We start from the raw sequence: 5,761 nt of genomic DNA, 5'->3' as shown, positions 1-5,761 counted from the left end.
GTCTTTACTGACTACGTTTTTTGAGTCACGATACCGGAGAATGCGAAGCTAGTTTTCCGCTCTATCGCTTGCAACTAAACAGTCTTAAGGTCACTGAGATAGTGTTGCTAGCCGGCGCAAGCTCACTAAACATTGGCGAAGTACAGACGACCTGGCAGGTCGTCTCTTCTACCCCAGAAATGGGAGTTTGAGGCAACCATGCCTCACCGGAGGGGCAACCATACTCCTCCACCCCGCGAGGGGATTCAAATTAAATGTAAAGCCGTGCTAAAAGCACGGGGTTTCTACCCATTTTTCTGATAACAAGTGAGATTGGAGTAAATTCTCTCATGCCCGATGCCCCATTTTCTATTGCTTAATTCATGCGTTTTAAAAGAAATCCCTTGTTCTGGGTTGCTGCTGTTATCAGTTTAGTTTTAGACCACCTGACTAAGTTTTGGGTGGTGCAAAATTTTGACTTGACGGTTCCTCCGCAGACGCAGGCCCTGTTACCTGGGGTGTTTCACTTCACTTATGTTGTTAATACCGGTGCGGCTTTTAGTCTGTTCAGCAATGGCGGGGCGATTTGGTTGCGGTGGCTGTCTTTGGGCGTTAGTGTGGGATTGATAGTGCTGGCTTGGTTCGGGCCGCGAATTAACCGCTGGGAACAAGCTGGCTACGGTTTGATTTTGGGGGGAGCACTGGGGAACGGGATCGATCGATTTGTTTCGGGCCACGTTGTAGATTTTATCGATTTTCGGATAATTCGGTTCCCCGTATTTAATCTAGCGGATGTGTTTATTAATGCTGGGATTATCTGTTTGCTGATTGCAACTTTTCACAGTCCACCGCCGCCGAGAAGCCAAGACGATCGCAATTCTATTTCAGACTAACTTTCAACAAGTCAATCGATTTGAGATTTGAGATTTGAGATTTGAGATTAACCACCCACGGGCTGTACCGTTCTCAGGTTTATCAGATGCCGAGCTTTTTTTGCTTATCCACCGATGAATCCGGCGGCCGCGCAACCAATTGCTTTCGGTCATTTGTCAGTTGTCTGTTACCAGAAGGTATAGGTGTCAACTTAAGGTTAGAGTCATTTATGAGCTATAATTATATTCTTTATTGCTAAGGCTAAACTTGCCCGCGCTCAAAAGCAATTTGATCACAAACCCCCAGATTTATCCGTGGGAGAAATTCCCTAATCTAAAATCTAAAATCTAAAATCTAAAATCTAAAATCGGATGACTCCTAATCCCTTTGCTCAAGAACGCTTACTATTTGCCCCAGCAACCCCCGATGCTGATGCTATCCCGACTATTTTTGCTTTTCCCAACGAGTACACGGTAGGTATTACCAGTCTCGGCTATCAGATAGTGTGGGCAACTTTGGCTGTGCGATCGGATATTGAAGTCAGCCGTTTATTTACTGATATCCGCGAACAACTTCCCCGACATCCAGAATTACTGGGATTTTCGCTTTCTTGGGAACTAGACTATGTAAATATTCTAAATTTATTGGAATCTCTAGAAATTCCGATTTGGGCGTCAAAACGAACTGATAATCATCCTATCGTCTTCGGGGGTGGCCCGGTTTTTACGGCGAATCCAGAACCTTTTGCCGATTTTTTTGATGTGATTTTGCTGGGAGATGGGGAACATCTCATTGACAATTTTATTGATGCTTGTAAAGAAGTCCGTACCGCCGACAGACAAACTAAATTGTGGCATTTAGCCCAAGTTCCGGGAGTTTACGTCCCCAGTTTGTATGAAGTAACTTATCTGGATGCGGCTGAGGGTATTAAATCGATTCAGCCTGTCGATTCGGGAATTCCCAGTATGGTTGAAAAACAGACTTATCGCGGCAATACTTTATCTGCTTCCACTGTGGTGACAGAAAAAGCTGCTTGGGAAAATATTTACATGGTGGAAGTGGTTCGGAGTTGTCCAGAAATGTGCCGTTTTTGTTTGGCAAGTTATCTGACTTTGCCGTTTAGAACTGCGAGTTTGGAGGGTTCGCTAATTCCGGCGATCGATCGCGGTTTAGCTGTGACTAATCGTTTGGGTTTGTTGGGTGCTTCGGTCACTCAGCACCCGGAATTTGAACCGTTGCTGGATCATTTGAATCATCCGAAATACGACGGCGTGCGGTTGAGTCTTTCTTCGGTAAGGACGAATACGGTGACAGTTAAATTGGCAGAAATATTGACAAACAGAGACAGCAAATCTGTGACAATTGCGGTGGAAAGCGGGAGCGATCGCCTCCGCAAAATCGTTAACAAAAAACTCACAAATGACGAAATTATTCAAGCTGCTATCAATGCTAGGGCTGGCGGCTTAAAGGGAATTAAACTTTACGGTATGGCGGGAATTCCGGGCGAAGAAATGGAGGATTTAGAGGAGACGGTGGCAATGATGCGGGCGATTAGAAAAGCTGTTCCCGGTTTGCGGTTGACTCTGGGATGCAGCACTTTTGTCCCGAAATCTCACACTCCTTTTCAGTGGTTTGGAGTGAATAAAGATGCCGAGAAGAGGCTGAAATTTTTAGATAAAGAATTGCGGAAGCTGGGTTTAGAATTTAGACCTGAAAGCTATAATTGGTCGGTGATTCAGGGTTTGTTGTCAAAGGGCGATCGGCGGTTGTCTCGGCTGTTGGAATTAGTGCGGCATTACGGCGATACTTTGGGCAGTTATCGGCGGGCCTTTAAGGAGTTGCGGGGACAGTTGCCGGAGATGGATTTTTATGTTTTTCAAGAGTGGGAATTGGAGCAGGTTTTGCCTTGGAGTCATTTAAAAGGGCCGCTACCGGAGGCGACTTTGAAAAAACATTTAGCGGAGGCGATGAGTCATACAAAAGGATATGGGAATTCACTAACTCTCGTTTAGATACCAGACTTATTTAAGTAAGAAGTCTGTTAAGCTGTTCGACATCTAAACTGCATTAACTAAGTTACCTTTATTTTTTATTTTTCGGTTCCATTTCATAATTAGTCCTCCTTCATTTAACAGTTTATGTAACAGTGCTTCTAGTTTTTCAATGGATTCAAATAATCTATTAGCAACATATTCCTTGGCGGAATGCCATACTAATTCAATTAAGTTATAGTCAGGGCTATACTTTGGCAAAAACTCTATGATTAGATTCGGCATCTCTGACGCTATTTTCTGCAAAGTCTCTGCTTTCTTATGAAAACTAGCGTTGTCCAAAATTATCACAAACTTACAGCCTTTATCTTTAAAGTCTTCCGCTAAATTTCCTTGCAATATCCACTCTGCTTTTAAGTCTTCATAAAAATTTTTCAGCACCGCATAAAAATTAGCAGAATTACCAGATGGAATAAAATCTACCCATCTTTTTTTGTCTGAATATCTCACTCCACCCATAACATTAATACGACCTTTTCGTCGATCTCCTCTTTTGCTACTTCGAGTTCCCTTTTTACACCAGTTCTTCCTTCTAATAACTCTTAAACTAAATCCACTCTCATCCCAAAACCATACCTGCAAAAGATCGGGAGATTCTTTTTCTATTCTTAGATACTCAGCTAATTTATCTTTGAATAAACTCCTTTCTACGGCATCTTGCTTATCCTTTAAGCTGTATTTAGCCCAAAGATAAACATACTTTTTTGATTTTAAAATTCTCCTTACTTGGGTACTACTCAGCTCAATTCCCGTCTGCTCTCCTAGATATATTGCAAGTCTAGCTGTTGTCCATCTTCCGAACTCATAACCATATTTTTCAGGGTCTACTTCAACTGTTTCTAAAAGTAAATTAATGTATTTCTCTGTAGCTTTTCGGTAATTACCCTTCATCCTGTTATCTTTAAAACTGTCTAAATTTTCATTCCTCACCATGAACGCTCCAATAGGCAACTTTTCTGAGAGAACATCCAATTAGTTCAGCAGTTTGAGCTTGTGTATTTCCGTTATTTAGTAATAAAAATATTAACGCTCTTTGTCGAATATCTGGATGCTCATGGTCTTTTAATGCTTGTTGCAGAGTTTCCTTTGTTTCAGAACTGAGGAAGTTTTTAGTAGGCATTGACTTTCTCGGAAAATTATCATATTATACCATACAATATGCGTTTTAGATGCTGAACAGCTTACCGTTGCCAATTAAGTTATTGCCCTCACTCGTAAATGTGCCATCTACATCGGGGTTTAACGGAGCCGTATTCCCAGCAATGATGGTGTTGCGAATTTTTGCTGTAGCGGTGTTGAAGATGCCGCCGCCTTGGCTAGTTGCACTATTGAGAGTCAGAGTGCTACTTCTGAGATCCAGCGTACCGCCATTTCTGATCGCGCCAAAGTTGGTTGCGGTGTTGCCAGAAAACGTGCTGTTGGTAATGGTTGCCGCGCCCTCGTTGACGATCGCACCTCCATTTTGTGCAGCCTGATTGCTGCTAAACGTGCTGCTGGTGACACTCAATGGCTGGGTGTCGTTTCTGATCGCACCGCCGTTACCCGCCGAAATGTTGTTAATGAAAGTGCTATTGAGAATGCTCAGCAGTTCGCCCCCGCCTCTGTGGTAGATAGCGCCGCCACCGTCAGCGATGTTTTGTGCACTATTACCAGTAAAGGTGCTGCCAGTAATGTTTACCGCACCGCTATCGATCAAGATGGCACCGCCGCCTTGACTGTTCCCATTCGCTGTGTTTTCGATGAAAGAGCTGTCAACAATGGTGAGAATACCCCCACCCTGCCTAATCGCGCCACCACCGAAACTGTTGACTGTATTGGCACTAAAGGTGGAACCGGTTATTGTCACTGTACCGCTGTTGTTGAGGAGGGCAGCGCCTCCTCCAGCGGTGTTGCTAAAAAAGTTAACCTTGGTGAGGTTCAGGGTAACGCCGAAGCCGTTATTAATCCCACCGCCGCCGCCAACTGTATTACCCTTAGCAAAGGAGAGGTTAGAAATGCTAACAGGGCCGTTATTAGTGTTCAGTATCTGTACAGCGTCGTTACCGCTGACTGTCAGGTTAGCCACCCCAGGGCCGTTCAGACTAAGGCTGTCATTAATAGTTGGCAGTGTCGTCGCGAGGGTAATTGTGCCCGTAATGCCAGTCAGGTCAATAATATCTGCGCCTGGAGTAGCATTCGCTAGGGTAATCGCATCTCGCAGCGATCCTAAGCCGGAGTCGTTGGTGCTGGTGACTGTAAAAGAAGCTAAAACCCGATCGTAACTTGCGATCGCATCAAGGGTGAATGCCAAAGCGGTCTCAATCGAACCAATTGTTACTTCTAAATCCCAGTCACCGCCTAATGCAGCACTTCCTGTCAGGTTTTTGGAAGCAGCGATGTCTGCACCTGTGAGTTGATTGAGGCGTTGCAAGAACGATCGCCCCGCTATCGGTGGGGCGATTTCTGCCGCCACGTTGCAACCGTACAGGAGGATATCCGCGTTAGGGGCTAAAGCCTTTTTCCACTGCTGAAGTCGATCGCCATATTCGTCTAGGTTGTCAGAATTTAGCTGAATTGACCCCAATTGCAAATTTCCAGGCCCGCCGTGAGAAACAATGTGAACAGCGTCCAGATCGGTGTAGCTAGCTAATAACTCTGTAATTTGCTCGACTCCATCCCCCGCCCGATCGAGTATAAAAATCTCTTTCCTTGGTTCGGCGCTTGGTGCAAGGCTTTGATCATTAGTCACAAGTTAAGCTAAAAGCACTATTGTCAATGAGTAAAATTACTCATCTTTTACCTGTTGACCCAATTAAAATATGACTCCATTTGTTCCTTTATTATTGAAAAAAAACTGTTCGGGACTTCTTTGAGTTCCA

3 protein-coding genes and 1 pseudogene are annotated in these 5,761 nt (G+C 44.2%); 2 read left to right on the top strand and 2 right to left on the bottom strand.

Annotation, left to right across the window (positions count from 1 at the left end; genetic code table 11):
• The first annotated feature begins 362 nt into the window (after positions 1–362).
• Together lspA and ACUVJL_RS11535 are read left to right on the top strand one after the other, a co-directional pair.
• Positions 363–872, top strand: a complete 510-nt coding sequence (gene lspA / locus ACUVJL_RS11540; RefSeq protein WP_445245973.1) for a signal peptidase II — start codon at positions 363–365, stop codon at positions 870–872.
• Between the two features lie 351 nt (positions 873–1,223).
• Positions 1,224–2,864: a B12-binding domain-containing radical SAM protein gene (locus ACUVJL_RS11535; protein WP_445245972.1), complete on the top strand. Its 1,641-nt coding sequence runs from the start codon at positions 1,224–1,226 to the stop codon at positions 2,862–2,864.
• A 45-nt stretch (positions 2,865–2,909) separates the two neighbouring features.
• Here the strand turns inward: ACUVJL_RS11535 and ACUVJL_RS11530 are convergent.
• Together ACUVJL_RS11530 and ACUVJL_RS11525 are read right to left on the bottom strand one after the other, a co-directional pair.
• Positions 2,910–4,023, bottom strand: a pseudogene (locus ACUVJL_RS11530) (IS630 family transposase).
• 45 nt (positions 4,024–4,068) lie between these two features.
• The gene (locus tag ACUVJL_RS11525) at positions 4,069–5,631 is read right to left on the bottom strand and encodes a DUF4347 domain-containing protein (protein WP_445245971.1); all 1,563 of its coding nucleotides are present in this window, start codon (positions 5,629–5,631) and stop codon (positions 4,069–4,071) included.
• Positions 5,632–5,761: the final 130 nt, after the last annotated feature.

Origin of the sequence: Microcoleus sp. OTE_8_concoct_300 (assembly GCF_031383065.1) — a bacterium.
Classification (GTDB): Bacteria; Cyanobacteriota; Cyanobacteriia; order Cyanobacteriales; family Microcoleaceae; genus Microcoleus.
This window is presented reverse-complemented; position numbering and strand designations above follow the sequence as displayed.